The organism is Erythrobacter dokdonensis DSW-74 (assembly GCF_001677335.1).
GTDB lineage: Bacteria > Pseudomonadota > Alphaproteobacteria > Sphingomonadales > Sphingomonadaceae > Erythrobacter > Erythrobacter dokdonensis.
Map to the genome: position 1 here is coordinate 406,971 of NZ_LZYB01000001.1, position 23,569 is coordinate 430,539.

Annotated in this window: 36 protein-coding genes; 35 read left to right on the forward strand and 1 reads right to left on the reverse strand. The window is 63.5% G+C overall.

Going from position 1 to position 23,569, the window contains the following annotated elements; all coding sequences use genetic code 11:
• Nucleotides 1-46 precede the first annotated feature (46 nt).
• Nucleotides 47-835, forward strand: a complete 789-nt coding sequence (locus I603_RS01965) for a LysR family transcriptional regulator (RefSeq protein ID WP_068862127.1) — start codon at nucleotides 47-49, stop codon at nucleotides 833-835.
• A gap of 16 nt (nucleotides 836-851) precedes the next feature.
• On the opposite strand, the gene I603_RS01970 is transcribed toward I603_RS01965, so the two are convergent.
• Entirely contained in the window at nucleotides 852-1,523 is a 672-nt protein-coding gene (locus tag I603_RS01970) for a hypothetical protein (RefSeq protein WP_068862128.1), read from the reverse strand.
• Between the two features lie 127 nt (nucleotides 1,524-1,650).
• Here I603_RS01970 and I603_RS14875 point away from each other — a divergent pair, with 127 nt between their 5' ends.
• The 34 genes from I603_RS14875 to I603_RS02130 all read left to right on the forward strand — a co-directional run bounded on the left by I603_RS14875 (nucleotide 1,651) and on the right by I603_RS02130 (nucleotide 23,465).
• Nucleotides 1,651-1,776: a hypothetical protein gene (locus tag I603_RS14875; protein ID WP_267889886.1), complete on the forward strand. Its 126-nt coding sequence runs from the start codon at nucleotides 1,651-1,653 to the stop codon at nucleotides 1,774-1,776.
• Nucleotides 1,773-2,633 (forward strand): restriction endonuclease, encoded by an 861-nt coding sequence (locus I603_RS01975; protein ID WP_068862129.1) that lies wholly within the window; start codon nucleotides 1,773-1,775, stop codon nucleotides 2,631-2,633. The genes I603_RS14875 and I603_RS01975 overlap by 4 nt, the downstream gene beginning before the upstream one ends.
• Nucleotides 2,623-2,781, forward strand: a complete 159-nt coding sequence (locus tag I603_RS14405; protein WP_157090848.1) for a hypothetical protein — start codon at nucleotides 2,623-2,625, stop codon at nucleotides 2,779-2,781. The genes I603_RS01975 and I603_RS14405 overlap by 11 nt, the downstream gene beginning before the upstream one ends.
• Nucleotides 2,782-3,229: 448 nt before the next feature.
• Entirely contained in the window at nucleotides 3,230-3,601 is a 372-nt protein-coding gene (gene rpsL / locus I603_RS01980; RefSeq protein WP_006831873.1) for a 30S ribosomal protein S12, read from the forward strand.
• Nucleotides 3,602-3,754: 153 nt separating this feature from the next.
• Nucleotides 3,755-4,225 carry a 30S ribosomal protein S7 gene (rpsG, locus tag I603_RS01985; RefSeq protein WP_068862130.1) on the forward strand — a complete coding sequence of 157 codons (471 nt, stop codon included), beginning with the start codon at nucleotides 3,755-3,757 and terminating at the stop codon, nucleotides 4,223-4,225.
• 110 nt (nucleotides 4,226-4,335) lie between these two features.
• The gene (fusA, locus tag I603_RS01990) at nucleotides 4,336-6,468 is read left to right on the forward strand and encodes an elongation factor G (RefSeq protein ID WP_068862131.1); all 2,133 of its coding nucleotides are present in this window, start codon (nucleotides 4,336-4,338) and stop codon (nucleotides 6,466-6,468) included.
• A 94-nt stretch (nucleotides 6,469-6,562) separates the two neighbouring features.
• Complete coding sequence (gene tuf, locus I603_RS01995) at nucleotides 6,563-7,753, forward strand: elongation factor Tu (RefSeq protein WP_068862132.1); 1,191 nt, start codon at nucleotides 6,563-6,565, stop codon at nucleotides 7,751-7,753.
• 326 nt (nucleotides 7,754-8,079) lie between these two features.
• The gene (rpsJ, locus tag I603_RS02000) at nucleotides 8,080-8,391 is read left to right on the forward strand and encodes a 30S ribosomal protein S10 (RefSeq protein ID WP_068862133.1); all 312 of its coding nucleotides are present in this window, start codon (nucleotides 8,080-8,082) and stop codon (nucleotides 8,389-8,391) included.
• Nucleotides 8,392-8,663: 272 nt separating this feature from the next.
• Nucleotides 8,664-9,458, forward strand: coding sequence for a 50S ribosomal protein L3 (rplC, locus tag I603_RS02005; protein ID WP_068862499.1), 795 nt, complete (start codon nucleotides 8,664-8,666; stop codon nucleotides 9,456-9,458).
• Between the two features lie 3 nt (nucleotides 9,459-9,461).
• Nucleotides 9,462-10,088 (forward strand): 50S ribosomal protein L4, encoded by a 627-nt coding sequence (rplD, locus tag I603_RS02010; protein WP_068862134.1) that lies wholly within the window; start codon nucleotides 9,462-9,464, stop codon nucleotides 10,086-10,088.
• Nucleotides 10,081-10,389, forward strand: a complete 309-nt coding sequence (locus tag I603_RS02015; RefSeq protein WP_068862135.1) for a 50S ribosomal protein L23 — start codon at nucleotides 10,081-10,083, stop codon at nucleotides 10,387-10,389. Before rplD ends, I603_RS02015 begins: the two co-directional genes overlap by 8 nt.
• A gap of 23 nt (nucleotides 10,390-10,412) precedes the next feature.
• Entirely contained in the window at nucleotides 10,413-11,249 is an 837-nt protein-coding gene (gene rplB, locus I603_RS02020; RefSeq protein ID WP_068862136.1) for a 50S ribosomal protein L2, read from the forward strand.
• A gap of 6 nt (nucleotides 11,250-11,255) precedes the next feature.
• Nucleotides 11,256-11,531 (forward strand): 30S ribosomal protein S19, encoded by a 276-nt coding sequence (rpsS, locus tag I603_RS02025; RefSeq protein ID WP_068862137.1) that lies wholly within the window; start codon nucleotides 11,256-11,258, stop codon nucleotides 11,529-11,531.
• Nucleotides 11,531-11,908, forward strand: coding sequence for a 50S ribosomal protein L22 (rplV, locus tag I603_RS02030; protein ID WP_017665140.1), 378 nt, complete (start codon nucleotides 11,531-11,533; stop codon nucleotides 11,906-11,908). Before rpsS ends, rplV begins: the two co-directional genes overlap by 1 nt.
• 1 nt (nucleotide 11,909) lies before the next feature.
• A complete protein-coding gene (gene rpsC / locus I603_RS02035; protein ID WP_068862138.1) occupies nucleotides 11,910-12,605 on the forward strand; it encodes a 30S ribosomal protein S3 in 696 nt (231 codons plus the stop codon).
• Nucleotides 12,606-12,617: 12 nt separating this feature from the next.
• Nucleotides 12,618-13,052 carry a 50S ribosomal protein L16 gene (gene rplP / locus I603_RS02040; protein ID WP_068862139.1) on the forward strand — a complete coding sequence of 145 codons (435 nt, stop codon included), beginning with the start codon at nucleotides 12,618-12,620 and terminating at the stop codon, nucleotides 13,050-13,052.
• Nucleotides 13,052-13,264 carry a 50S ribosomal protein L29 gene (rpmC, locus tag I603_RS02045; protein ID WP_068862140.1) on the forward strand — a complete coding sequence of 71 codons (213 nt, stop codon included), beginning with the start codon at nucleotides 13,052-13,054 and terminating at the stop codon, nucleotides 13,262-13,264. Before rplP ends, rpmC begins: the two co-directional genes overlap by 1 nt.
• Before the next feature lie 10 nt (nucleotides 13,265-13,274).
• On the forward strand, nucleotides 13,275-13,565 hold the full coding sequence (gene rpsQ / locus I603_RS02050) for a 30S ribosomal protein S17 (protein ID WP_068862141.1): 291 nt from the start codon (nucleotides 13,275-13,277) through the stop codon (nucleotides 13,563-13,565).
• A gap of 75 nt (nucleotides 13,566-13,640) precedes the next feature.
• A complete protein-coding gene (rplN, locus tag I603_RS02055) occupies nucleotides 13,641-14,009 on the forward strand; it encodes a 50S ribosomal protein L14 (protein WP_068862142.1) in 369 nt (122 codons plus the stop codon).
• A complete protein-coding gene (rplX, locus tag I603_RS02060; RefSeq protein WP_068862143.1) occupies nucleotides 14,009-14,329 on the forward strand; it encodes a 50S ribosomal protein L24 in 321 nt (106 codons plus the stop codon). The genes rplN and rplX overlap by 1 nt, the downstream gene beginning before the upstream one ends.
• Nucleotides 14,322-14,903: a 50S ribosomal protein L5 gene (gene rplE, locus I603_RS02065; protein WP_068862144.1), complete on the forward strand. Its 582-nt coding sequence runs from the start codon at nucleotides 14,322-14,324 to the stop codon at nucleotides 14,901-14,903. Before rplX ends, rplE begins: the two co-directional genes overlap by 8 nt.
• A 42-nt stretch (nucleotides 14,904-14,945) precedes the next feature.
• Nucleotides 14,946-15,251, forward strand: a complete 306-nt coding sequence (gene rpsN / locus I603_RS02070; RefSeq protein ID WP_068862145.1) for a 30S ribosomal protein S14 — start codon at nucleotides 14,946-14,948, stop codon at nucleotides 15,249-15,251.
• Nucleotides 15,252-15,262: 11 nt separating this feature from the next.
• Nucleotides 15,263-15,658, forward strand: coding sequence for a 30S ribosomal protein S8 (rpsH, locus tag I603_RS02075; RefSeq protein WP_068862146.1), 396 nt, complete (start codon nucleotides 15,263-15,265; stop codon nucleotides 15,656-15,658).
• Complete coding sequence (gene rplF / locus I603_RS02080) at nucleotides 15,658-16,191, forward strand: 50S ribosomal protein L6 (RefSeq protein WP_068862147.1); 534 nt, start codon at nucleotides 15,658-15,660, stop codon at nucleotides 16,189-16,191. Before rpsH ends, rplF begins: the two co-directional genes overlap by 1 nt.
• Nucleotide 16,192: 1 nt before the next feature.
• A complete protein-coding gene (gene rplR / locus I603_RS02085) occupies nucleotides 16,193-16,537 on the forward strand; it encodes a 50S ribosomal protein L18 (RefSeq protein ID WP_068862148.1) in 345 nt (114 codons plus the stop codon).
• A gap of 2 nt (nucleotides 16,538-16,539) precedes the next feature.
• Complete coding sequence (rpsE, locus tag I603_RS02090) at nucleotides 16,540-17,244, forward strand: 30S ribosomal protein S5 (RefSeq protein WP_084439773.1); 705 nt, start codon at nucleotides 16,540-16,542, stop codon at nucleotides 17,242-17,244.
• 6 nt (nucleotides 17,245-17,250) lie between these two features.
• Nucleotides 17,251-17,427: a 50S ribosomal protein L30 gene (gene rpmD / locus I603_RS02095; RefSeq protein WP_068862149.1), complete on the forward strand. Its 177-nt coding sequence runs from the start codon at nucleotides 17,251-17,253 to the stop codon at nucleotides 17,425-17,427.
• A 73-nt stretch (nucleotides 17,428-17,500) separates the two neighbouring features.
• On the forward strand, nucleotides 17,501-18,025 hold the full coding sequence (gene rplO, locus I603_RS02100; protein ID WP_068862150.1) for a 50S ribosomal protein L15: 525 nt from the start codon (nucleotides 17,501-17,503) through the stop codon (nucleotides 18,023-18,025).
• 163 nt (nucleotides 18,026-18,188) lie between these two features.
• A complete protein-coding gene (gene secY / locus I603_RS02105) occupies nucleotides 18,189-19,553 on the forward strand; it encodes a preprotein translocase subunit SecY (protein ID WP_068862151.1) in 1,365 nt (454 codons plus the stop codon).
• 102 nt (nucleotides 19,554-19,655) lie between these two features.
• Entirely contained in the window at nucleotides 19,656-20,303 is a 648-nt protein-coding gene (locus tag I603_RS02110) for an adenylate kinase (RefSeq protein ID WP_068862152.1), read from the forward strand.
• 69 nt (nucleotides 20,304-20,372) lie between these two features.
• Nucleotides 20,373-21,104, forward strand: a complete 732-nt coding sequence (locus I603_RS02115) for a hypothetical protein (protein WP_068862153.1) — start codon at nucleotides 20,373-20,375, stop codon at nucleotides 21,102-21,104.
• 366 nt (nucleotides 21,105-21,470) lie between these two features.
• Nucleotides 21,471-21,839 carry a 30S ribosomal protein S13 gene (gene rpsM, locus I603_RS02120; protein ID WP_068862154.1) on the forward strand — a complete coding sequence of 123 codons (369 nt, stop codon included), beginning with the start codon at nucleotides 21,471-21,473 and terminating at the stop codon, nucleotides 21,837-21,839.
• Between the two features lie 53 nt (nucleotides 21,840-21,892).
• On the forward strand, nucleotides 21,893-22,282 hold the full coding sequence (gene rpsK, locus I603_RS02125) for a 30S ribosomal protein S11 (protein WP_017666383.1): 390 nt from the start codon (nucleotides 21,893-21,895) through the stop codon (nucleotides 22,280-22,282).
• Between the two features lie 127 nt (nucleotides 22,283-22,409).
• Nucleotides 22,410-23,465: a DNA-directed RNA polymerase subunit alpha gene (locus I603_RS02130; protein ID WP_068862155.1), complete on the forward strand. Its 1,056-nt coding sequence runs from the start codon at nucleotides 22,410-22,412 to the stop codon at nucleotides 23,463-23,465.
• Nucleotides 23,466-23,569: the final 104 nt, after the last annotated feature.

A 23,569-nucleotide genomic window follows, 5' to 3' on the forward strand; every position in this document is an offset into this window, starting at 1 on the left:
GCGCTGAGCCTTGCCCTAAGCCCTTGGCGGGCCTAATCCACGCGGCGTGAAGCGCACCCATCTCCCCCTCAATGCCCTGCGCGTGTTCGACGCGGCGGCGCGGCACCTCTCGTTCACCCGCGCGGCGGACGAGCTTGCCGTCACCCCTGCCGCCGTCGGCCAGCAGATCCGCGCGCTGGAGGATGTGCTCGGCGTCGTCCTGTTCCGCCGCACCTCCAAGGGGCTGGAACTCACGCCCGAGGGCGAGGCGGGGCTCGACCCTTTGCGCGAAGGCTTTCTGAGGTTCGAGGAAAGCGTCGAGGCGATGCAGGCCGGCCAAGCCTCGGACCGCTACACCATCGCTGTCCCGCGCGAATTCTACGCCGAATGGCTCGCCCCCCGCCTCGCGCGGTTCCAGGCCGGCACTCCGGGCATCCAGTACATCCTCGCCCCTGACGAGCACGCCGATTTCACCGAGGCCAACCTCGATCTCGCGATCCGGCTGGTCGACGGGCCGGGCGAGCTTCAGGGCGTCCAGCTTGCCCCCGCGATGCGCGTTACCGTCGCCGCGCCGGAGCACAGGGACGCATGGATCGACTGGCCGGGGATGCCGCTGCCCGATGGCATCGCCCCCTGCATCAAGGCCGGCAGCCCCGGACAGGCGCTCGCCTCGGCGCTCGCCGGAATGGGGCGCACCGTCCTGCCGCTGGCGCTGGCCGAGAGCGCGATTGCGCGCGGCCAGCTGACCGTGCTCGACGGGCCGCACCCCGGCACCCGCGCCTATTGGCTGCTCGCACCCGCGCCGCAATGGCGCAGCAAGAAGGTGCGCGCGCTGGTGGGGTTTTTGAGCGCTTGAGTCTTTTGTTTCGCCCTCAGGCGCCGGGCGCAGCGCGTCCGCGCTGCTTGGCTTTCGCGCCATAAGGCGCGGCGCGCGGTCGCGCTTGCGGGCCTTCGGCCCGATCCAGAGCCTTTAAGGGAGGTAAGGCCTCCCCTTCCTCCTCCTCCTCGTATTCCAGCCCCACCTCACGCAGCACCTCGGCTCGGATGGTTTCGTAGAGCCAGTGGCCGCTGATCACCTCGCGCGCATCGATATATTGCGCGTGGCGGTGGCGGATCACGAAGGCAAGCATCGAGTTGACGCGCGGGTTGGCCAGCCCCTCGGACAGCGCCCGCTCGATCGCGCAATCCTCGAGCCTGAGCACCCCCCACCCGAGCGCCTCGTCCCAGGCGGCCGCAAAGCCCTCCGCGCCCGGTTGCTGGCGCAGCTTGTACAGCGCCTCGAGGCTGCGCCCGATATGCACCGCAGCCGCCTTGACGATCCCCGTCTCGGCCAGCCGCGCGACGAACGCGCGCTGGAGATCGGGCGTGATCGAATTGCGGCGCGGGCGCTTGTGGAGATAGGGCCGGAAGGCGAGCAGCATGTCCTCCTCGGAGACCACCGCCGGCTCGAACTCCCACGCGACTTCGGAGGTGGCCTGCCGCGCAATCTTGCGCTTGTTGCGCTTGGGCTGGGCGGGGGAGTCGTCGGCGGAGGGCGCGGGCATGGGGGAGGGGTGGCACAGGGCGGGGGAGTAGGAAAATGTTTCTGCTCCCCCCTTTTCGTCACCCCGGGCTTGACCCGGGGTCCAGCTTCCTGCTGTTTTACGAATTGAAATCGCCGGGGGCCGCACCATGCCGAACAAGCTCTATTTCGGGGACAATCTCCACGTCCTGCGCGAGCATATCGCCGACTATAAGCGTTGTTTTTCAGACAGCGTCATGGAGATGCAGGCGTGGGTTAATGGAGTGAAGCAATGATTGATCTTCCACGGCATGATGACTTTATGCGCCCAACGCTAGAGGTGCTTGTCGCGTTGGGAGGTTCTGCGACCAATGAAGAAATCGAAGGCGCTTTGATTGAGCGGCTTGGTTTGTCACCCGAACAAATGTCTGTCTCCTACGAAAGCTCGGGGGCACTTATTGCACCTGACCGGATGTCGTGGGCGCGGAGTTATCTTAAGTATCCCGGGTTCGTGGACAATCCAAAGCGCGGTGTCTGGGTTTTGACCGACGAAGGGCGTGCTGCCCTAAGTATGACCGATGATGAAGTTCGTAAGGCTGTCGCCAAAGGGTACGCTGCGCGGCATGGACAACGCAAAAACTCAAAAGAACGCTCGGGCCTGTCGCAGGACGAAACCGAAGAGACTGCCCAAGATTGGACAGATGCTTTGCTGATCAAGATGAAGGCAATGGATCCTGCCGCATTTGAAAGGCTTGCCCAGAGAATTTTGAGGGAGAGTGGATTCGTAAAAGTCGAGGTGTTGGGTAAATCTGGAGATGGTGGAATTGATGGCGTTGGTGTGCTTCGGATGAAGCTCATCAGCTTTCAGGTTCTCTTCCAATGCAAGCGATACAGCGGCTCGGTCAGCGCTGGGACCGTACGGGATTTTCGTGGAGCGATGCAGGGGCGTGCGGATAAAGGCCTGATTTTAACGACTGGGACTTTTACGCCTGATGCTCGCCGTGAGGCAACTCGAGATGGTGCGCCCGCCATAGACTTGATTGATGGTGAAGCACTTTGCCAGTTGCTTTTCGATCTACGTTTGGGTGTCGATGTTAAAGAGCGTATCGTTCACGATGTGACGATCGTAGACCGCTTTTTCGATGAGCTTTGATGGTGCACGGAATAAACACCTGCATCTACAAGTCCTGACGCTTGCCGAATTGTTCCAAGGCAAGCGGCCCGATATTCCGTGGGTCGATGCCAGCGTGGCCAAGGCAGCCAAGCGCGAGGATACGGGCAAGCAGGGTACTTTGCTCTGACCCTTCCTCGTCGCCCCGTGCTTGACACGGGGCTTGGCTTTTTTTTCCGAGTCAGCAAGGCAGTGAAGCCGAACCCCGGATCAAGTCCGGGGTGACGGGGGGTAGGGTGGAACGCTTGTTCCAACACTCTCCCTTGACCCCCACCCCAATCCCGCCTAAGGGCGCGCATCCTTCCGGGGCACTGCCTCGGAAAGCGAGCTGAACATTGGCGGTCTCGTCCTTCCAGCAAGGGCAGCCGTCAAAGTAACCCGGTGGCCGAAGGGCCTGACGATAAGGGTGGAGCGTTTCGGCTTGTGTGAAGGGCGAAGGCGGTCCGCTTGCAGCGGGCGCCTCTGTTCGCTGGGTCCCGGGTCAAGCCCGGGATGACAGCCTCGCGCAAGGCAATCCTCTCTCCCCGCATCGTCCGGCCCGGGTACCACCTCTCACACGGTGAAGAGAGAAACACTTAATGCCGACGATCAACCAGCTGGTCCGCAAGGGCCGCGTTCCGCAGAAGGCCAAGTCCAAGGTCCCTGCGATGGAGCAGAACCCGCAGAAGCGCGGCGTCTGCACCCGCGTCTACACGACGACCCCGAAGAAGCCGAACTCGGCGCTGCGCAAGGTGGCCAAGGTGCGCCTGACCAACCAGCGCGAAGTCATCAGCTACATCCCGGGCGAAGGCCACAACCTGCAGGAGCACTCGGTGGTGCTGATCCGCGGCGGGCGTGTGCGCGACCTTCCGGGCGTTCGCTATCACGTGCTGCGCGGCGTGCTCGACACGCAGGGTGTGAAGGACCGCAAGCAGTCGCGTTCGAAGTACGGCGCCAAGCGTCCGAAGTAAGAGTTTTTTGTTGGGTGCGCCCCGGGCATCCGCCCGGGGCTTGGTGCCTTGCCAGCCCGCGCCCCCGCCCTTCCGCCCTGACAAGTATCCTTCCGGGTGGAAGGGCGGGGGCGCGGGCTGGCAAGGCCCCCAACGACGAAGGAGTTCGAAAACATGTCACGTCGTCGTCGTCCCGAGAAGCGGGAAATCCTGCCTGATCCGCAGTACGGAGATCAGGTGCTGTCGAAGTTCATGAACAACCTCATGCTCGACGGGAAGAAGGCCGTTGCCGAAAAGATCGTCTATGGGGCGCTCTCGACGGTGGAGGCCAAGGCCAAGGCCGATCCGATTCAGCTGTTCCACGATGCGCTCAACAACGTGAAGCCGCAGGTCGAGGTCCGCAGCCGCCGTGTCGGTGGTGCGACCTACCAGGTGCCGGTCGAGGTGCGTCCCGAGCGTGCCCAGGCGCTCGCGATCCGCTGGCTGATCTCGGCCGCGCGCGGTCGTCCGGAAACCACCATGGCCGCACGCCTGTCGGGCGAGCTGATGGATGCAGCCAACAACCGCGGCAATGCCGTGAAGAAGCGCGAAGACACCCACCGCATGGCGGATGCCAACCGCGCCTTCTCGCACTACCGCTGGTAACTCCGTTGATTGTGGGCAGCCGGGGGGTCTGGTCTTTCGGCTGTCACAATCATCTCTATATGGGGCGCTGACCGCACGCTGGCGGCCCCCTCACTCGTAAGGAACCTGATATGGCCCGCGAATATCCGCTGGAGCGCTATCGCAATATCGGCATCATGGCTCACATCGATGCCGGCAAGACCACCACGACCGAGCGTATCCTCTATTACACCGGCAAGTCCTACAAGATCGGCGAAGTGCACGATGGCGCTGCGACGATGGACTGGATGGAGCAGGAGCAGGAGCGCGGGATCACCATCACCTCGGCCGCGACGACCACGTTCTGGACCGCCGAAGATGCGACCATGGATCCGATGAGCGATCCCGAAGCGCTGCGTGCGAACCAGCCCAAGCACCGCATCAACATCATCGACACCCCGGGCCACGTGGACTTCACCATCGAAGTCGAACGCAGTCTGCGCGTCCTCGACGGCGCCGTCGCCGTGTTCGACGGCGTGGCGGGCGTGGAACCCCAGTCGGAAACTGTTTGGCGTCAAGCCGACAAATACGGCGTCCCCCGCATGTGCTTCATTAATAAATTGGACCGCACCGGCGCCGATTTCTATTACTGCGTTCAGTCGATCATCGACCGTCTCGGCGCGACCCCGCTGGTGCTCTATCTCCCGATCGGGGCCGAGAGCCAGCTTCAGGGCGTGGTCGACCTGGTGAACAACCGCGGCATTGTCTGGAAGGACGAGAGCCTCGGCGCCAAATACGAATTCGTCGAGATCCCCGCTGATCTCGCCGACAAGGCCGCCGAATACCGCGAGAAGCTGATCGAGACCGCCGTTGAGCAGGACGACGAGGTGATGGAAGCCTATCTCGAAGGCAACATCCCCGACGCCGCCACGCTCAAGCGCCTTATCCGCAAGGGCACCATGGAGCGCGCCTTCGTGCCCGTGTTGTGCGGTTCCGCGTTCAAGAACAAGGGCGTCCAGCCGCTGCTCGATGCGGTGGTCGACTACATGCCTTCGCCGCTCGACGTTCCCGCGATCAAGGGCGTGCTGCCCGACAGCGACGAGGAGCAGGAGCGTCCGTCGAGCGACGACGCGCCGTTCTCGGCGCTGGCGTTCAAGATCATGAACGATCCCTTCGTCGGCTCGCTGACCTTCACCCGCATCTATTCGGGCAAGCTCACCAAGGGCCAGGTCCTGAACTCGGTGAAGGACAAGAAGGAAAAGATCGGCCGCATGCTGCTGATGCACTCGAACAACCGCGAGGACATCGATGAGGCATTTGCCGGCGACATCGTCGCTCTGGCGGGCATGAAGGACACCACCACCGGCGATACGCTCTGCGATCCGGCCAAGCCGATCATCCTTGAACGGATGGAATTCCCCGAGCCGGTCATCGAGCTGTCGGTCGAACCCAAGACCAAGGCCGACCAGGAAAAGATGGGCGTCGCGCTCAACCGTCTCGCGCAGGAGGATCCGTCCTTCCGCGTGTCGACCGATCACGAGAGCGGCCAGACCATCATCAAGGGCATGGGCGAGCTTCACCTCGACATCATCGTCGACCGCATGAAGCGCGAGTTCAAGGTCGAGGCCAATGTCGGCGCGCCGCAGGTGGCCTACCGTGAATATCTCGCCCGCGAGGTCGAGGTCGATTACACCCACAAGAAGCAGTCGGGCGGCTCGGGCCAGTTCGGCCGCGTGAAGGTTGTCGTCACTCCGGGTGAGCGCGGCCAGGGCGTGATCTTCGAAGATCAGATCAAGGGCGGGAACATCCCGCGTGAATACATCCCGGCGATCGAGAAGGGCTTCCGCGAGCAGGCCGAAAGCGGCCACCTCGTCGGCTTCCCGATCATCGACTTCTCGATCAAGCTGATCGATGGTGCCTACCACGACGTCGACTCGAGCGCGATCGCGTTCGAAATCGCCGCCCGCGGTGCCATGCGCGAAGTCGCCAGCAAGTCGGGCATCAAGCTGCTCGAGCCGATCATGAAGGTCGAAGTCGTCACCCCCGAGGATTACCTCGGCGACGTGATCGGCGACCTCAACAGCCGGCGCGGTCAGATCCAGGGCACCGACACGCGCGGCAATGCCCAGGCGGTGGAGGCCAACGTGCCGCTCGCCAACATGTTCGGCTACGTCAACGAACTGCGCTCGTTCACCCAGGGGCGCGCGCAGTACACCATGCAGTTCTCGCACTATGACGAGGTTCCGGCCAACGTCGCAGCCGAGGTCAAGGAGAAACTTGCCTAAGCCGAGCGATCGGTCTAGGGGCGGCGCCTGATTCAGCGGGCACCGCCTTTCTCCCGCGAACACATCGTTTCATTCAAGAAGGTACACCAGAGAAATGGCCAAGGAAAAATTCGAGCGGAACAAGCCGCACTGCAACATCGGCACCATCGGTCACGTCGACCATGGCAAGACCACGCTGACTGCTGCGATCACCAAGGTGATGGCGGAAACCTACGGCGGCGCGGCCGTCGACTTCGCCAACATCGACAAGGCTCCGGAAGAGCGTGAGCGCGGGATCACCATCTCGACCGCCCACGTCGAATACGAGAGCGCCAACCGTCACTACGCGCACGTCGACTGCCCGGGTCACGCTGACTACGTGAAGAACATGATCACCGGTGCCGCCCAGATGGACGGTGCGATTCTGGTGGTGAACGCCGCTGACGGCCCGATGCCCCAGACCCGCGAGCACATCCTGCTCGCCCGTCAGGTCGGCGTGCCCGCGCTGGTGGTGTACATGAACAAGGTCGACCAGGTTGACGACGAGGAAATCCTCGAGCTCGTCGAACTGGAAGTGCGCGAGCTGCTCAGCTCGTACGACTTCGACGGCGACAATATTCCGATCGTGAAGGGTTCGGCTCTGGCCGCGCTCGAAGGTCGTGACGACAACATCGGCAAGGATTCGATCATCGCGCTCATCAACGCGGTCGACGAGTACATCCCGCAGCCGGACCGTCCGATCGACAAGGACTTCCTGATGCCGATCGAAGACGTGTTCTCGATCTCCGGTCGCGGCACCGTGGTGACCGGGCGCGTCGAAACCGGCGTGGTGAACGTGGGCGACGAAGTCGAAATCGTCGGCCTCAAGGACACCCGCAAGACCACCGTCACCGGCGTCGAAATGTTCCGCAAGCTGCTCGATCGCGGTGAAGCGGGCGACAATATCGGTGCGCTGATCCGCGGCGTGGGCCGTGAAGAAGTCGAGCGTGGCCAGGTGCTGTGCAAGCCCGGTTCGGTCAAGCCGCACACCGAGTTCGAAGCCGAAGTCTACGTGCTGTCGAAGGACGAAGGTGGCCGTCACACGCCGTTCTTCGCCAACTACCGTCCGCAGTTCTACTTCCGCACCACCGACGTGACCGGCGAAGTGATCCTTCCCGAAGGCACCGAGATGGTAATGCCGGGTGACAACGTCTCGATCGGCGTCAAGCTGATCGCGCCGATCGCCATGGACGAAGGCCTGCGCTTCGCGATCCGCGAAGGCGGCCGCACCGTCGGCTCGGGCGTGGTCGCGAAGATCACCAAGTAAGCATCACGCCCCGCCTGGGGCGTACGATATCCGGAAGGGCCCGGTACCACATGGTGCCGGGCCCTTTTGGTTGAGGGGACTGGCCCTTTTCCGAGCCGGGCGAGCCGCGATCAGCATGACGCGCAATTCGTCGCAGTTCGGGGGTTGCCAGAATCCTTGCCGCTCCGTATAGGCGCGGCTCCGCAGCGGGGATTCGTTTCCGCTGTAACGAATTTCACGAAGGCCGCCCGCACACGGGAAACCGGTTGGCACGGGGCGGGCCTTTTGTTTTGGGGATTGTCGGCCTTGCTGGCGGTTCCTTGGCTCTTTCGCATCGGTAGTAGGACATGGAAGCTCAGAATATCCGCATTCGCCTCAAGGCGTTCGACCATCGCGTTCTTGATCAGGCCACCGGCGAAATCGCCGAGACGGCCCGCCGGAACGGCGCGCTTATTCGTGGCCCCATTCCCCTGCCGACGCGTATCGAGAAGTTCACCGTGAACCGCGGCCCGCACATCGACAAGAAGTCGCGCGAGCAGTTCGAGGTGCGCACCTACAAGCGGCTGCTCGACATCGTGCAGCCCAACGCCCAGACGGTCGACGCGCTGATGAAGCTCGATCTGGCTGCCGGCGTGAACGTCGAGATCAAGCTGGCGTAAGCCGGCCGAAATGCCCCTCGCCAAGGTGAGGGGCCTCTATCGTTGAGGCCTTGAGCGCCTCGCCTGACGATAGGGTGGATACCGCCGGAGAAACACTCCGGGCTGCGTCCCCCGTCTCGCTTCCTGCGGCCACCCGGCCAGCGGAAGCACTCAGCCCGGACGGGGCGATGCATGACAATTCGGGCTGAACCGGGCTGCGGCGATCGTGCCGTGGTCTGCCATGCACCTTGCGGATGGTCCGCCGGGTGCCTCTGTTGAGGAGTAACAAGACGATGCGCACCGGCGTTATCGCAAAGAAAGTCGGGATGACCCGCCTCTTCCAGGAGGATGGGCGGCACGTGCCTGTGACCGTTCTGGCGCTGGAGGATTGCCAGGTGGTGTCGCACCGCACCGCAGACCGCGATGGCTACTTCGCGGTCCAGCTCGGCGCGGGCGAGGCCAAGCAGAAGAACGTGGCCAAGCCGCAGCGCGAGCACTTCGCCAAGGCCGATGTCGGCCTGAAGAAGCAGGTTGCCGAATTCCGGGTCGACAGCGCCGATGCGCTGGTTCCGGTTGGCGCAACGATCAGCGCCGAACATTTCGTCGCCGGCCAGAAGGTCGACATCACCGGCCACACGCAGGGCAAGGGCTTTGCGGGCGCCATGAAGCGCTGGGGTTTCGGCGGTATGCGCGCCACCCACGGCGTGTCGATCTCGCACCGTGCGCATGGTTCGACCGGTAACCGCCAGGATCCGGGCCGCGTGTTCAAGGGCAAGAAGATGGCCGGCCACATGGGCGACCGTCAGCGCACCCAGCAGAACCTAGAAATCGTCCGTACGGACGCCGAGCGCGGTTTGCTGTTCGTGAAGGGCTCGGTCCCGGGTTCGAAGAACGGCTGGCTGCTCGTGCGCGATGCGGTCAAGCTGCCGCTTCCCGAAGGCCTGCCGTTCCCCGGCGCCGTGATCGAGAAGCACGCGCCTGTGGCTGATGAAACCCCCTCGGTGGTTGAAGCTGCGGCCGAAGAAGCGATCGTGACCGAGGCTCCCGAAGCGGAAGCTCCGGCCAGCGAAGAAAACAAGGAAGGCTGAGCCATGAAGGTGAAGGTTCAGAAAATCGACGGCGGCAAGGCGTCGGGCGATATCGAGCTGTCGGATGACGTGTTCGGCATCGAGCCGCGCGCCGACATCCTGCACCGGGTCGTGACCTGGCAGCTGGAGAACCGCCGCGGCACCGCCCGTCCCACGCGCGAGCGTTCGGACGTGGCCCGCACCGGCAAGAAGTTCGGCCGCCAGAAGGGTGGCGGCACCGCCCGTCACGGCGACCGTTCGGCTCCGATCTTCATCGGCGGCGGCAAGGCTCACGGTGCGCGCAAGCGCGACTTTGAGCAGTCGCTCAACAAGAAGATCCGCGCGCTCGGCCTCAAGATGGCGCTCTCGAGCAAGGCCAAGGATGGTCTTGTGGTGGTCGACAGTCTTGCGCTGGCCGATGCCAAGACCAAGCTCCTCAAGGGCCACCTCGCCAAGGCCGGTCTTTCGGGCAAGGTGCTGGTGATCGACGGCGAACAGGTCGACGCGGGCTTCAAGAAGGCTGCGGGCAACCTGCCGGGCATCAACGTGCTCCCGGCGATCGGCGCCAACGTCTACGACATCCTCAACCACGACACGCTGGTTCTCACCAAGGCCGCGGTCGAAAAGCTGGAGGCGCGCTTCAATGGCTAAGAAGCAGACCGTCGATGCGCGTCATTACGACGTGATCCTCGCTCCCCACATCACCGAGAAGTCGACCCTTGCGTCCGAGCAGAACGCGGTCGTCTTCAAGGTCGCGCGGGACGCCACCAAGCCCCAGATCAAGGAAGCCATCGAAGCGATCTACGACAAGAAGGTCGTCGCGGTGAACACCTTGGTCATGAAGGGCAAGACCAAGCGCTGGAAGGGCAAGGCATACAGCCGCACCGACGTGAAGAAGGCGATCGTCACCCTCGCCGAGGGTGAAATGATCGACATCACCAGCGGTATCTGAGGCCAAGGGACAGGAAACGAACAATGGCACTCAAGAACTACAAGCCGACCAGTCCCGCGCGTCGCGGTCTGATCCTGGTCGACAAGTCGGCCCTGTGGAAGGGCAAGCCGGTCAAGGCGCTGACCGAAGGCAAGCGCAAGACCGGTGGCCGCAACAACAAGGGTCATGTCACCTCGCGTGGCATCGCCGGTGGTCACAAGCAGAAGTACCGCTTTATCGACTTCAAGCGTCGCAAGTGGGACATGCCGGCCACCGTCGAGCGTCTGGAATATGACCCGAACCGCACCGCGTTCATCGCTCTCGTCAAGTACGAGGACGGCGAGCAGGCCTATATCATCGCTCCGCAGCGTCTGGCTGTCGGTGACACCGTCATCGCGGGCGAGAAGGTCGACACCAAGCCGGGCAACGCGATGCTGCTGGGCCAGATGCCCGTCGGCACGATCTGCCACAACGTCGAGATGAAGCCGGGCAAGGGCGGCCAGATCGCCCGTTCGGCCGGCACCTATGTCCAGGTCGTCGGACGTGACCGCGCGATGGTGATCGTGCGCCTCAACTCGGGCGAGCAGCGTTACCTTCGTGCCGATTGCATGGGTACGGTTGGTGCGGTGTCGAACCCCGACAACGGCAACCAGAACTTTGCCAAGGCCGGCCGTTCGCGCTGGATGGGCAAGCGTCCGCTGACCCGCGGCGTTGCGAAGAACCCGGTCGACCACCCGCACGGCGGTGGTGAAGGCCGCACCTCGGGTGGCCGTCATCCGGTAACCCCGTGGGGCAAGCCGACCAAGGGTGCCCGTACGCGCCACAACAAGCAGACGGACAAGATGATCATCCGTTCGCGTCACGCGAAGAAGAAGAGGTAAGAGACGATGGCACGTTCCGTCTGGAAAGGTCCGTTTGTCGAGCTGAGCCTGCTCAAGAAGGCAGAGGAAGCGCAGGAAACCACGAACGCCAAGCCGATCAAGACCTGGTCGCGGCGTTCGACGATCCTGCCGCAGTTCGTCGGGCTCACCTTCAATGTCTATAACGGGCACAAGTTCATTCCCGTTTCGGTTTCGGAAGAAATGGTCGGCCACAAGCTCGGCGAATTCGCGCCCACGCGCACGTTCCCCGGTCACGCTGCCGACAAGAAGGGCAAGCGCTAATGGGCAAGGCAAAGGCACCCCGCCGCGTGGGCGATAACGAGGCGCTGGCCGTCGGTACCACGATCCGTGGTTCGGCGCAGAAGCTGAACCTCGTTGCCGCCCTGATCCGCGGCAAGAAGGCCGAAGAGGCGATGAACATCCTCGCCTTTTCGAAGCGGGCGATGGCGCGCGATGCGAGCAAGGTGCTCGCCTCGGCGATCGCCAACGCGGAAAACAACCACAACCTCGACGTTGACGCGCTGGTCGTGGCCGAGGCTTCGGTTGGCAAGTCGGTGACGATGAAGCGGTTCCACACCCGCGGCCGCGGCAAGTCGACCCGGATCCTCAAGCCGTTCAGCCGTCTGCGGATCGTCGTTCGCGAAGCAGAGGAGGCGTAAGATGGGCCAGAAGAGCAATCCGATCGGTCTGCGCCTGCAGATCAACCGCACCTGGGACAGCCGCTGGTACGCCGAAGGGCGTGACTATGCGGGCCTGCTCAAGGAAGACCTCGCGATCCGCAAGTTCATCATGGAGAGCCTGCCCCAGGCGGCGATTTCCAAGGTGGTGATCGAGCGTCCGGCCAAGCTGTGCCGCATCTCGATCTATGCTGCGCGTCCGGGCGTCATCATCGGCAAGAAGGGCGCGGATCTCGAAAAGCTGCGCGCCAAGTTGATGAAGATGACGGCGAGCGAGGTGAAGCTGCAGATCCTCGAGATCCGCAAGCCGGAAATCGACGCCAAGCTCGTTGCGCAGGGCATCGCCGACCAGCTGGTGCGCCGCGTGGCGTTCCGCCGGGCGATGAAGCGCGCGGTGCAGTCGGCGCTGCGTCTGGGTGCCGAAGGCATCAAGATCGTGTGCGGCGGCCGTCTTGGCGGCGCTGAAATCGCCCGCGTCGAATGGTACCGCGAAGGCCGCGTGCCGCTCCATACGCTGCGTGCCAACATCGACTATGCCGAAGCCGAAGCGCTGACCGCCTACGGGATCATCGGCATCAAGTGCTGGATCTTCAAGGGCGAGATTCTCGCTCACGATCCGACCGCGCAGGACCGCCTGATGATGGAAGCCCAGACTTCCGGCGTCCGTCCGGCCCGCTAAAGGTAACAGATCATGCTGCAACCGAAAAAAACCAAGTTCCGCAAGGCCTTCAAGGGCCGGATCAAGGGCGAAGCCAAGGGTGGCACCACCCTCAACTTCGGCTCCTATGGCCTCAAGGCCCTGGAGCCCGAGCGGATCACCGCCCGCCAGATCGAGGCGGCGCGTCGTGCCATCACCCGTCACATCAAGCGTCAGGGTCGTCTGTGGATCCGCGTGTTCCCCGATGTGCCCGTGTCGAAGAAGCCTGCCGAAGTCCGTCAGGGTAAGGGCAAGGGTTCGGTCGAATACTGGGCCGCGCGGGTCAAGCCAGGCCGCATCCTGTTCGAACTCGACGGCGTCGCCGGCCCGCTGGCCGCTGAGGCGTTCGAGCGTGCGGCGATGAAGCTGCCGATCAAGACCAAGGTCGTCGCCCGTCTCGGCGACACCAGCCACCTGGGAGGCGAATAATGGCCGATATCGCGGACCTTCGCACCAAGACCGATGACCAGCTGAACGCCGAGCTCACCGAGCTCAAGCGCGAGCAGTTCAACCTTCGGTTCCAGGCTGCGACCAACCAGCTCGAGGCTCCCTCGCGCATCCGTCAGGTGCGCCGGACCATCGCGCAGATCAAGACGCTGCAATCCGAGCGCGCGGCCAAGGCCGCAGCTCAGAAGGCCTGAGGAGTAGACAATGCCGAAGCGTATCCTGATCGGGACTGTCACCTCCGACAAGACCGACAAGACCGTGACCGTGAAGGTCGAACGCAAGGTGAAGCACCCGCTTTACGGGAAGATCATCCGTCGTTCGAAGAAGTATCACGCGCACGACGAGAACAATGAATACACCGTGGGTGATGTCGTGCGGATCGAAGAGACCCGCCCGATTTCCAAGACCAAGACCTGGGCCGTGAAGGACCGGGTGGTTGCGGGCGGCACCCAGGCGATCGAGGCCGATCTCGACGTCGCGGAAGCCGGTAACTGAGTTAGGCGTTAACGGAACTACCGGGCCCCGGTCGGATCGGGCGTCCCGGCAAGCCAGTGAGAAGGAAACGGATCAATGATCCAGATGCAATCCAATCTCGACGTCGCGGACAACAGCGGCGCCAAGCGCGTCCAGTGCATCAAGGTGCTGGGCGGGTCGAAGCGCCGGACCGCGGGCGTCGGCGACGTGATCGTCGTCTCCGTCAAGGAGGCGCAGCCGCGCGCCAAGGTCAAGAAGGGCGACGTTCACCGCGCGGTGATCGTGCGCACCAAGAAGGACGTGCGCCGTCCCGATGGCAGCGTGATCCGCTTTGACAGCAATGCCGCGGTGCTCGTGAACAAGAACGAGGAGCCGATCGGTACCCGTATCTTTGGCCCCGTCGTGCGCGAACTGCGCGGGCGCGGTTTCATGAAGATCATTTCGCTCGCTCCGGAGGTGCTGTGATGGCTGCCGCCAAGATCAAGAAGGGTGACAGCGTCGTCGTGCTGTCGGGCAAGGACAAGGGCCGCACCGGTACGGTCGCCCAGGTCATGCCGAAGGACGGCAAGGTCGTTGTCGAGGGCGTGAACATCGTCGCCCGTCACCGCAAGCCGAGCCAGGTGAACCCGCAGGGTGGCATCGACCGTTTCCCGGCCCCGATGCACATCTCCAAGGTCGCTCTGGCCGATCCCAAGGATGGCAAGCCCACCCGCGTCCGTTTCGAAGTGAAGGACGGCAAGAAGGTGCGCGTCGCCGTGAAGAGTGGGGAGACCATCGATGGCTGATTATACCCCCCGGATGAAGGCCCGCTACGAGGCCGAGATCGTCAAGGCGATGACCGAGAAGTTCGGTTACAAGAACCGGATGGAAGTCCCGCGGCTCGAAAAGATCACACTCAACATGGGCGTGGGCGAGGCGAGCCAGGACAAGAAGAAGGTCCAGACCGCTGCCGAGGAAATGGCGCTGATCGCCGGCCAGAAGCCGGTCATCACCAAGGCCAAGAAGTCGATCGCCCAGTTCAAGCTGCGCGAAGGCATGCCGATCGGCTGCAAGGTGACCCTGCGCCGCGACCGCATGTACGAATTTCTCGACCGCCTCGTGACCGTCGCGATGCCGCGCATCCGCGACTTCCGCGGGCTGAACGCGCGGTCGTTCGACGGCCGTGGCAACTACGCGATGGGTCTCAAGGAACAGATCGTGTTCCCCGAGATCAGCTACGACAAGATCGAGAAGGTGCGGGGGATGGACATCATCGTGACCACCACCGCCAAGACCGACGAAGAGGCGCGCGAGCTGCTGCGCCTGTTCGGCTTCCCCTTCCAGGGCGAAGCCAAGGCCGAACAGAAGGAGGCGGCGTGAGCCGTCGCCTCGTAGAGACACGAAAGAAGAGAGCTTAAGTCCATGGCGAAACTGAGTTCGATCAACAAGAACGAACGCCGTAAGAAGCTCGTCAAGCAGTATGCTGCGAAGTACGAGAAGCTGAAGGCGATTGCGAATGACACCTCGCTTGACGAGACCGAGCGCCTGATGGCCCGGCTCAAGATGGCGGAGCTTCCGCGCAACGCGAACCCGACCCGGGTGCGCAACCGCTGCGCCACCACCGGCCGCCCCCGCGGCTATTACCGCAAGTTCGGCATCAACCGTATCGAACTGCGCGATCTCGGCAACAAGGGCCTGATTCCGGGCCTGACCAAGTCGAGCTGGTGAGGAATACATAGATGGCTATGACCGATCCCCTGGGTGATATGCTCACCCGCATCCGCAACGGCCAGCAGGCGAAGAAGGATTCCGTCCTTACGCCCGCCAGCAAGCTGCGCGCCAACGTTCTCGAAGTGCTCCAGCGTGAAGGCTACATCCGTGGCTATTCCGAGGACAATTCGGGCAAGCACCCGGCGCTGCGGATCGAACTGAAGTATTTCGAAGGCGAGCCCGCGATCAAGCACGTGGCCCGCGTCTCGAAGCCCGGCCGCCGGATCTATTCGGGCTCCAAGGAGCTGCCGACTGTCCGCAACGGCCTTGGCATCACCATCGTCTCGACGCCGCGCGGCGTGCTCTCGGATGCCGAGGCCCGCGCGAACAATGTCGGCGGCGAAGTGCTGGCGGAGGTGTTCTGATGAGCCGCATCGGCAAGAAGCCGGTGGCGATCCCGGGCGGGGTGACAGCCACCATCGATAATGGCACGCTGAGCGTGAAGGGGCCCAAGGGCACTCTCACCATGGGCCTGTCCGACCTCATCGAGTACAAGGTCGAAGAGGGCGAGATCTCGGTCAAGCCGGCCAATGACAGCAAGCAGGCGCGTGCCTTCTGGGGCATGCAGCGCACGCTCGTGTCGAACCTGGTCGAAGGCGTGACCGAAGGCTTCACCAAGACCCTGGTGATCAAGGGCGTTGGCTATCGTGCCAACGCGCAGGGCCGCACGCTCAAGCTGCAGCTCGGCTACAGCCATGATGTCGACCTTCCCGTGCCCGAGGGCCTGGAAGTGAAGACCCCGGACCAGACCACCGTCGAAGTCTCGGGTATCGACAAGCAGGCCGTGGGCCAGTTCGCCGCCGAAATCCGTCGCTGGCGCAAGCCCGAGCCCTACAAGGGCAAGGGTATCGCCTATCGCGGCGAGTACATCTTCCGCAAGGAAGGGAAGAAGAAGTAAGATGGCAAAGCTTTCCCTTTTCGAACGTCGCCGTCGCCGGGTTCGCACTGCGCTGCGTGCGCGTGCCGGTGGCAAGCCGCGTCTCTCCGTGCACCGCACCGGCAAGCACATCTATGCCCAGATCATCGACGATGCGGCCGGCAAGACCGTTGCTGCCGCTTCGACGCTGGGCACCAAGGCGAGCGGCGCCAACGTTTCGGCTGCGGCCGAAGTCGGCAAGCAGATCGCCGAAGCTGCCAAGAAGGCGGGCGTGACCACCGTCGTGTTCGACCGCGGCGGATTCCTGTTCCATGGCCGCGTCAAGGCGCTGGCCGATGCCGCCCGTGAAGGCGGGCTGGAGTTCTGATCATGGCTGACGAAAACACCATCGAAACCCCCGAAGTGGCGGTTGAAGCCGGCGCCGAGGGCGAGACCCAGGGCCGTCGCGGTCGTGGTCGTGGCAACCGCGAAGGAGGCGAAGGTCGCGGTCGTGGTCGCGGGGGTCGTGACGACCGTCGTGGCAAGCGCGAAGAGGAAGATGACGGCATCATCGAGAAGCTGGTGCACATCAACCGCGTCTCCAAGACCGTGAAGGGCGGCAAGCGCTTCGGCTTCGCGGCGCTGGTCGTGGTCGGCGACGGTCAGGGCCGGGTCGGCTTCGGCCACGGCAAAGCCCGCGAAGTGCCCGAGGCGATCACCAAGGCGACTGCTTCGGCGCGCAAGAAGATGATCCGCGTTCCGCTCAAGGAAGGCCGCACCCTGCACCATGACGGCAACGGCCGTTTCGGCGCGGGCAAGGTGACCGTCCGTTCGGCGCCTCCGGGCACAGGCATCATCGCCGGCGGTCCGATGCGCGCCGTGTTCGAGAGCCTCGGCGTTGCCGACGTGGTGACCAAGTCGGTCGGCACCTCTAACCCCTACAACATGATCCGCGCCACCTTTGACGCGCTCGCTGACCAGACTTCGCCGAAGTCGGTTGCCCAGCGTCGCGGCAAGAAGGTGGCCGACCTCTTGGGTCGCGGCGGGTCGAGCGCAGCCGAGGCGGAAGCCGAAGCTGCGGCGATCGTGGAGTAATCCGACATGGCTACCATCAAGATCAAGCAGGTGGGCTCGCCCATCCGTCGCCCTGCCAGCCAGCGCCAGATCCTTATCGGTCTGGGGCTGAACAAGATGCACAAGGTGGTCGAGCGTCAGGACACCCCCGAGGTGCGCGGCGCGATCGCCAAGATCCCGCATCTGGTGCAGGTGATCGACTAATCATCCCGAAGGCCCCGCTGCGGCGGGGCTTTCCATCTCTCAGCGCGACAAAAGCGAAAGCGAGTGCAATATCATGAAACTCAACGACATCCGTGACAATCCCGGTGCCCGCAAGGGTCGCGTCCGCGTCGGCCGCGGTATCGGTTCGGGCAAGGGCAAGACCTCGGCGCGCGGCCAGAAGGGCCAGAAGAGCCGTTCGGGCGTTGCCATCAAGGGCTTCGAGGGCGGCCAGATGCCGCTCCACATGCGCCTGCCGAAGCGCGGCTTCAACAACCCGTTCGGCAAGGACTATGCCGAAGTGAACGTGGGCCTCATCCAGAAGTTCATCGACGCGGGCAAGCTCGATGCCAAGGCTACCATCACCGAGGAAGCCCTGCGTGCAGCAGGCCTGGTGCGCGGCGGCAAGGACGGCGTGCGTCTGCTCGGCAAGGGTGAGATCACCGCCAAGGCGACCTTCGCCGTGACCGGCGCCACCAAGGGCGCGATTGCTGCGGTCGAAAAGGCCGGCGGCAAGGTCGAAGTGGCCCCGGCACCGACTCCGGAACACGAAAAGAAGCTGGCCCGCCGCGAAGCCAACAAGGCCGCGCGCGCGCAGTAATCGACGAAAGACGGTGCGCGGGGGTTCGACAAGCGCCCCCGCGCTCCCTATTTAGGCTCGCGCGCGTCGGGACACGGCTTTTCCGGTGGCGCAGGAGATGGTTCGGGGTGATCGGCCGCACGGGCCCCGCCAGTGGACCAAGAGCTAGGATCGACAAGACGACATGGCATCACGCGCCGACAATATCGCGAGCAACCTCAACCTCGGCAATTTCGCCAAGGCCACCGAGCTTCGCCAGCGCATCTGGTTCACCATCGGGGCGCTGATCGTCTTCCGCTTTCTCAGCTTCGTACCGCTGCCGGGCGTCAACCCGCTGATCCTCAGCGAGTTGTATGACCAGACCCGTGGCGGCATTCTCGACCTGTTCAATACCTTTTCGGGCGGCAGCCTAGAACGCATGAGCCTGATCGCGCTCGGCGTGATGCCCTATATCACCGCCTCGATCGTGGTGCAGATGGCCTCGGCGCTGCACCCCACGCTTGCCGCGTTGAAGAAGGAAGGCGCCACGGGCCGCCAGAAACTCAACCAGTATACCCGCTACGGAACCGTGTTCCTGTGCGCGATCCAGGGCTATTTCCTTGCCGTTGGCCTTGAAAGCTTTGGCGCGCAGAGCGGGCTGCAGGCGGTGGTCAACCCCGGCTACATGTTCCGCATCGTGGCGGTCATCAATCTTGTCGGCGGCACCATGTTCCTGCTGTGGCTGGGCGAGCAGATCACCAGTCGCGGTATCGGCAACGGCGTGTCGCTGATCATCATGGCGGGCATCGTCGCACAGTTCCCGACCTTCGCCTCCAACCTGTTCGAAGGCGGACGCACCGGGTCGATCGCGCCTGCTATCATCATCGGCTTCATCGCCATGGTGGTGATCCTGATCCTCGGCATTTCCTTCATGGAGCGCGCCCAGCGCCGCTTGTTGATCCAGTATCCCAAGCGTGCCACCCAGAACGGGATGATGCAGGCGGACCGTTCGCACCTGCCGCTCAAGATCAACACTGCTGGTGTGATCCCACCGATCTTCGCCAGCTCGCTACTCTTGCTGCCGCTGACGATCTCGCAATTCGCCGGTCAGTCGGTCGATACCGAAAGCACGTTCGGTAACGTCATCGTCTCGCTCAACCAGTATCTCGCCCACGGGCAGCCGCTCTACATGGCGCTGTATGCGATCGGGATCATCTTCTTCTGCTTCTTCTACACCGCGGTTGTCTTCAATCCCGAGGAGACGGCCGACAACCTTAAGAAGAACGGCGGTTTCATTCCGGGCATCCGGCCGGGCAAGCGCACCGCCGATTATCTCGAATATGTCCTCACCCGCATCACCGTGATCGGGGCGATCTACTTGACTCTGGTCTGCGTCATTCCCGAATGGATGATCGCCCAGACCGGCATCCCGCTGTTCCTTGGCGGCACGTCCCTGCTCATCGTCGTCAACGTGACGGTGGACACCATCAGTCAGGTCCAGTCGCATTTGCTGGCCCACCAGTATGGCGACCTCATCAAGAAGGCGAAGCTCAAGGGCCGGATGCGCTGAGATCAGACGCAAGTATACTTGACGCAAAGCCAGCGATGGTTGAACCCGCAAGAGTGAAAGCAAGCGTCGGCACCGACCGGCAGCGATAATGGGGGACGGTTCGTGAACATCATTCTTCTTGGCCCTCCCGGAGCCGGCAAGGGGACGCAGAGTGCGGGCCTGGTCGAACGCCACGGCATGCGCCAGCTTTCGACCGGCGACATGCTGCGCGCCGCGGTCAAGGCAGGTACGCCGGTCGGGCTCAAGGCCAAGGAAGTCATGGAGCGCGGCGAACTCGTTTCGGACGAGATCGTCTCCGACCTGATCGATGCCGAATTGGCCGCGATGGCGCCCGAGACCGGGGCGATCTTCGATGGCTATCCCCGCACCGCCGCACAGGCCGATGCGCTGGATGCGATTCTGGCGAAGAACGGCCGCGCGCTCGACCATGTGATCGAGCTCGAGGTTGACGAGGATGCGCTGGTCGAACGCATCACCGGTCGTTTTTCCTGCGCCAAGTGCGGCGCGCTTTATCACGATACCGCCAATCCGCCCGAAACCGAAGGCGTGTGCGATGCCTGCGGCAGCACCGAATTCAAGCGCCGTCCGGATGACAACGAGGAAACCGTGCGCACGCGGATGCAGGAATACCGCGCCAAGACCGCGCCCATCCTCCCGGGCTATGAAGCGCGCGGGATTGTCTCGCGGATAGACGGCATGGCGGCGATCGAAACGGTCGCCGGTCAGATCGACGCCATTTTGCGCAGCTGATCGCGGAGCAGAGCTTTCACCGCGCCGCGCTTTGCCCTAGAGCCGCGCGTCTGGAGGGAGATTGCCGCGATGCTCAAATTCCGTCTGCCGGTTGTCCTGGCCGCTGCGGCGCTTTTCGTGCCGGTGCCGGCATCGGCCGAAGTTGTCTCCTCCGGGCCCAACGGCTTCGTCTCGCGGCACGAGGCGATCGTCGAGGCGAACCCGCGCGATGTGTGGCTTGCGCTGATTTCGCCCTCGGGCTGGTGGGCGGCGGAGCATACCTGGTCTGGCGATTCGGCCAACCTCACGCTCACGCCGCAGGCCGGCGGGTGCTTCTGCGAGAAGATCCCCGAGGTCAACGAGCCCGACCGGTTCACGCTCGAAGGCAGTGTCGAGCACATGCGTGTGATCCAGGCCTATCCCGAAGTCGCGCTCAGGATGCAGGGTGCCCTCGGGCCGCTGCAGAGCGAGCCGGTCACGGGCATTCTCACCATCGCGATCAGCAAGGTCGACGAGGGTACCCGGATCGTCTGGGAGTACAATGTCGGCGGCGCGATGCGGTACGAGATTCCGGTGATCGCCCGCGCGGTCGACGGTGTCATGGGTGTGCAGCTCACCGGGCTGGCGGAGCTTCTGGGACCGGTAGCGACCGCGCCGGTGGAGGAACCTTCGGAAGCCCCGGCAGAGAGCGCCGAGGGCGAAGCGGCCGATGCCACCTTGGAAGATCCTGCCGAAAGCGAGCCGTCCGAAGCTGAAGAAGCTCCCCGACCCTCGATAGATGATGTGTTTGGCGATCTTGCCGAAGACGGTGCGGGTTCCTGATTGTTGCTCTTGCCTGACACTTCGGGGATAATCGCCTAGCGTTCCTTTGACGCCCCGCCTTGTCCATGCCTAGGTTAGACCGCCTTGCAACAAGGGGATCGCTCTTCCGGCATAAATGGGGGAGCGCACTTATCTCGCGTCTAGCGGTTGACCGCGCTGCCGAATCGGCCTATGCGCGCGGCTCATTCGACATGCTCGAACCAAGTTCGGCAGGCACAGCCTTCGCGCGTGCCGACCGGACTTTTTGCCGTTTGCGAACCTGCGCATCGCAGGCCGTGCGGCAAGCGGGCCGGTCGATGAAAGAGCGTTGAGATAGGGGACAAGGTCATGCCGACTGTCAAGCCCCTGTGGAGCATGGAGAAATAAGTGGCTCGTATTGCCGGGGTCAATATCCCCACCAACAAGCGCGTGATCATCGCGCTCACCTATATTCACGGGATTGGCCGCACCACGGCTGTCCAGATCGCTGACAAGCTCGGCATTCCGCACACGGCGCGCGTGCAGGACCTCACCGACGAGGAAGTGCTGCGTATCCGCGAAACCATCGATGCCGATTTCACTGTGGAAGGCGACCTGCGTCGCAACACCGCGATGAACATCAAGCGCCTGATGGATCTGCGTGCCTATCGTGGCCTGCGTCACCGCAATGGTCTGCCCGTTCGCGGCCAGCGCACCCACACCAACGCCCGCACCCGCAAGGGCAAGGCCAAGCCCATCGCGGGCAAGAAGAAGTAAGCCGGGCTCACGCCCAAGCTTTTTCCTTCTGACGAGCTAGAGGACTTTCAAAAATGGCACGCGAACCAGGCCGTATCCGGCGCCGTGACAAGAAGAACATCACCAGCGGCGTTGCGCATATCAACGCCAGCTTCAACAACACCATGATCACCATCACCGATGCGCAGGGCAATGCAATCAGCTGGTCCAGCGCGGGCATGATGGGCTTCAAGGGCAGCCGCAAGTCGACTCCCTATGCCGCGCAGGTCGCCGCCGACGATGCCGGAAAGAAGGCCGCCGAACACGGTGTGCGCACGCTCGAAGTCGAAGTGAAGGGTCCTGGTTCGGGCCGCGAGAGCGCACTGCGCGGTCTTGCCGCCGTGGGCTTCAACATCACTTCGATCCGCGATGTGACGCCGATCCCGCACAACGGGGTCCGGCCGTCCAAGCGTCGCCGCGTCTGATCCGCCGGGATGGCGGCGGCAATCCGTGCCGTCGCCGCCCGAAGGGGCCAGAAGCCGCGCCGCGTCGCATAGCTTCCGGCCCGTCCAGAATGTGAACCGCCTTCCACAGGCGAATTAGGGGAAATCCATGTCCGTCAACACGAAGAACTGGCAGGAACTCAAGAAACCCAACACCCTCGAAATCAAGGATGGCGGCGATCGCCAGCGCAAGGCGACTTTTGTTGCCGAACCGCTCGAGCGCGGCTTTGGCCTGACCCTCGGCAACGCGCTGCGCCGGGTGCTGCTTTCCAGCCTTCAGGGCGCGGCAATCACCTCGATCAAGATCGAGAACGTGCTCCACGAATTCTCCTCGCTCGCCGGTGTGCGCGAGGACGTGACCGACATCGTTCTCAACGTGAAGCAGATCGCGCTCAAGATGGAAGGCGAAGGCCCCAAGCGGTTGCAGCTTTCGGCCACAGGTCCGGGCGCGGTGAAGGCGGGTGACATTGCCGTGACCGGCGATATCGAGGTGATGAACAAGGACCTCGTGATCTGCCAGCTCGATGAGGGCGCCACGCTCAACATGGAACTTACCGCCGATACGGGCAAGGGCTATGCCCCGGCCGTTTCGAACCGTCCGGTGGACGCGCCGATCGGCCTGATCCCGGTCGATTCGCTCTACTCGCCGGTGCGTCAGGTGAGCTACAAGGTCGAGAACGCCCGCGTCGGGCAGGAGCTTGACTACGACAAGCTCTCGCTGACCGTCGAGACCGATGGCACCGTCACGCCGGAAGACGCGGTCGCCTATGCTGCCCGCATCCTTCAGGATCAGCTGACGCTGTTCGTCCACTTCGAGGACGGCATCCCGCAGCCGCAGAGCGCGATGATCGGCCATGCCGTGCAGCCGGAAGAAAGCGACGCCAACCAGCTCAACCGTTACCTTCTCAAGAAGGTGGACGAGCTGGAACTGTCGGTGCGTTCGGCCAACTGCCTCAAGAACGACAACATCATCTATATCGGCGATCTGGTCCAGAAGACCGAAGCCGAGATGCTGCGCACGCCGAACTTCGGCCGCAAGTCGCTCAATGAAATCAAGGAAGTGCTCTCGAGCATGGGTCTGCGCCTCGGGATGGACATCCCCGGCTGGCCGCCCGAGAACATCGAGGAAATGGCCAAGAAGCTCGAACAGGAACTTTTGGGCTGATGCGTCGCCGCTCCCGAGCGTAAGCTCGGGGCGGACTGAAGCAAAGCCGGCCGGCGGGCGTCAGCCCGTTCGACGACACGGGATTTATTCCCGTGTCGGCTTGG

What these genes read in the sequence shown, in the direction of transcription:
- I603_RS01970 (WP_068862128.1), bottom strand. Translation starts at nt 1,523, where the DNA reads ATGCCCGCGCCCTCCGCCGACGACTCCCCCGCCCAGCCCAAGCGCAAC.
- I603_RS14875 (WP_267889886.1), top strand. Translation starts at nt 1,651, where the DNA reads ATGCCGAACAAGCTCTATTTCGGGGACAATCTCCACGTCCTGCGCGAG.
- I603_RS01975 (WP_068862129.1), top strand. Translation starts at nt 1,773, where the DNA reads ATGATTGATCTTCCACGGCATGATGACTTTATGCGCCCAACGCTAGAG.
- I603_RS14405 (WP_157090848.1), top strand. Translation starts at nt 2,623, where the DNA reads ATGAGCTTTGATGGTGCACGGAATAAACACCTGCATCTACAAGTCCTG.
- rpsL (WP_006831873.1), top strand. Translation starts at nt 3,230, where the DNA reads ATGCCGACGATCAACCAGCTGGTCCGCAAGGGCCGCGTTCCGCAGAAG.
- rpsG (WP_068862130.1), top strand. Translation starts at nt 3,755, where the DNA reads ATGTCACGTCGTCGTCGTCCCGAGAAGCGGGAAATCCTGCCTGATCCG.
- fusA (WP_068862131.1), top strand. Translation starts at nt 4,336, where the DNA reads ATGGCCCGCGAATATCCGCTGGAGCGCTATCGCAATATCGGCATCATG.
- tuf (WP_068862132.1), top strand. Translation starts at nt 6,563, where the DNA reads ATGGCCAAGGAAAAATTCGAGCGGAACAAGCCGCACTGCAACATCGGC.
- rpsJ (WP_068862133.1), top strand. Translation starts at nt 8,080, where the DNA reads ATGGAAGCTCAGAATATCCGCATTCGCCTCAAGGCGTTCGACCATCGC.
- rplC (WP_068862499.1), top strand. Translation starts at nt 8,664, where the DNA reads ATGCGCACCGGCGTTATCGCAAAGAAAGTCGGGATGACCCGCCTCTTC.
- rplD (WP_068862134.1), top strand. Translation starts at nt 9,462, where the DNA reads ATGAAGGTGAAGGTTCAGAAAATCGACGGCGGCAAGGCGTCGGGCGAT.
- I603_RS02015 (WP_068862135.1), top strand. Translation starts at nt 10,081, where the DNA reads ATGGCTAAGAAGCAGACCGTCGATGCGCGTCATTACGACGTGATCCTC.
- rplB (WP_068862136.1), top strand. Translation starts at nt 10,413, where the DNA reads ATGGCACTCAAGAACTACAAGCCGACCAGTCCCGCGCGTCGCGGTCTG.
- rpsS (WP_068862137.1), top strand. Translation starts at nt 11,256, where the DNA reads ATGGCACGTTCCGTCTGGAAAGGTCCGTTTGTCGAGCTGAGCCTGCTC.
- rplV (WP_017665140.1), top strand. Translation starts at nt 11,531, where the DNA reads ATGGGCAAGGCAAAGGCACCCCGCCGCGTGGGCGATAACGAGGCGCTG.
- rpsC (WP_068862138.1), top strand. Translation starts at nt 11,910, where the DNA reads ATGGGCCAGAAGAGCAATCCGATCGGTCTGCGCCTGCAGATCAACCGC.
- rplP (WP_068862139.1), top strand. Translation starts at nt 12,618, where the DNA reads ATGCTGCAACCGAAAAAAACCAAGTTCCGCAAGGCCTTCAAGGGCCGG.
- rpmC (WP_068862140.1), top strand. Translation starts at nt 13,052, where the DNA reads ATGGCCGATATCGCGGACCTTCGCACCAAGACCGATGACCAGCTGAAC.
- rpsQ (WP_068862141.1), top strand. Translation starts at nt 13,275, where the DNA reads ATGCCGAAGCGTATCCTGATCGGGACTGTCACCTCCGACAAGACCGAC.
- rplN (WP_068862142.1), top strand. Translation starts at nt 13,641, where the DNA reads ATGATCCAGATGCAATCCAATCTCGACGTCGCGGACAACAGCGGCGCC.
- rplX (WP_068862143.1), top strand. Translation starts at nt 14,009, where the DNA reads ATGGCTGCCGCCAAGATCAAGAAGGGTGACAGCGTCGTCGTGCTGTCG.
- rplE (WP_068862144.1), top strand. Translation starts at nt 14,322, where the DNA reads ATGGCTGATTATACCCCCCGGATGAAGGCCCGCTACGAGGCCGAGATC.
- rpsN (WP_068862145.1), top strand. Translation starts at nt 14,946, where the DNA reads ATGGCGAAACTGAGTTCGATCAACAAGAACGAACGCCGTAAGAAGCTC.
- rpsH (WP_068862146.1), top strand. Translation starts at nt 15,263, where the DNA reads ATGGCTATGACCGATCCCCTGGGTGATATGCTCACCCGCATCCGCAAC.
- rplF (WP_068862147.1), top strand. Translation starts at nt 15,658, where the DNA reads ATGAGCCGCATCGGCAAGAAGCCGGTGGCGATCCCGGGCGGGGTGACA.
- rplR (WP_068862148.1), top strand. Translation starts at nt 16,193, where the DNA reads ATGGCAAAGCTTTCCCTTTTCGAACGTCGCCGTCGCCGGGTTCGCACT.
- rpsE (WP_084439773.1), top strand. Translation starts at nt 16,540, where the DNA reads ATGGCTGACGAAAACACCATCGAAACCCCCGAAGTGGCGGTTGAAGCC.
- rpmD (WP_068862149.1), top strand. Translation starts at nt 17,251, where the DNA reads ATGGCTACCATCAAGATCAAGCAGGTGGGCTCGCCCATCCGTCGCCCT.
- rplO (WP_068862150.1), top strand. Translation starts at nt 17,501, where the DNA reads ATGAAACTCAACGACATCCGTGACAATCCCGGTGCCCGCAAGGGTCGC.
- secY (WP_068862151.1), top strand. Translation starts at nt 18,189, where the DNA reads ATGGCATCACGCGCCGACAATATCGCGAGCAACCTCAACCTCGGCAAT.
- I603_RS02115 (WP_068862153.1), top strand. Translation starts at nt 20,373, where the DNA reads ATGCTCAAATTCCGTCTGCCGGTTGTCCTGGCCGCTGCGGCGCTTTTC.
- rpsK (WP_017666383.1), top strand. Translation starts at nt 21,893, where the DNA reads ATGGCACGCGAACCAGGCCGTATCCGGCGCCGTGACAAGAAGAACATC.
- I603_RS02130 (WP_068862155.1), top strand. Translation starts at nt 22,410, where the DNA reads ATGTCCGTCAACACGAAGAACTGGCAGGAACTCAAGAAACCCAACACC.